General features: G+C 79.0%; 1 pseudogene. It reads left to right on the top strand.

The window, feature by feature from the left end:
• Window positions 1–60: 60 nt before the first annotated feature.
• Window positions 61–400: pseudogene (locus tag G3I53_RS04895) on the top strand (long-chain fatty acid--CoA ligase); the annotation flags it as partial.

Genomic DNA, 400 nt, shown 5'->3' with positions numbered 1-400 from the left:
CCTGCCCAGCGCCGTGGACCGCGGCAGCAGCCCCAGACCGCCCCGGCGCGGCGGGGGAGCGTGGACGTCGTCGCCTACCGGGATCTCGAGCGGCGCGCGGGCGGCCCGCGGCCGGACCCGGTCCGGGACTGGGACTGGTCCGGCGGCCCCGAACCCGACGACGTCGCCCTCGTCGTGCACCGGCGGGACGGCACCAGGGTCTCGCTGCTGCACCGCAACCTCGTGGCCGCGGCCCACCAGATCGTCGCCTGGCACACCGGCCCGGTGCCGCGCCGCCCGTGCCTGCTGTCCCTGGTGCCGATGTCGGACGTCCGGGGGATCGTGCTGGTCACGGCGGCCCTCCTGGCCGGGGTGCGGACGGTGCTGGTGCCCGGCGGCGACCCGCTCGGCGTGCTGCGGG

Source organism: Streptomyces sp. SID14436 (genome assembly GCF_010548465.1).
Classification (GTDB): domain Bacteria; phylum Actinomycetota; class Actinomycetes; order Streptomycetales; family Streptomycetaceae; genus Streptomyces.
This window is presented reverse-complemented; position numbering and strand designations above follow the sequence as displayed.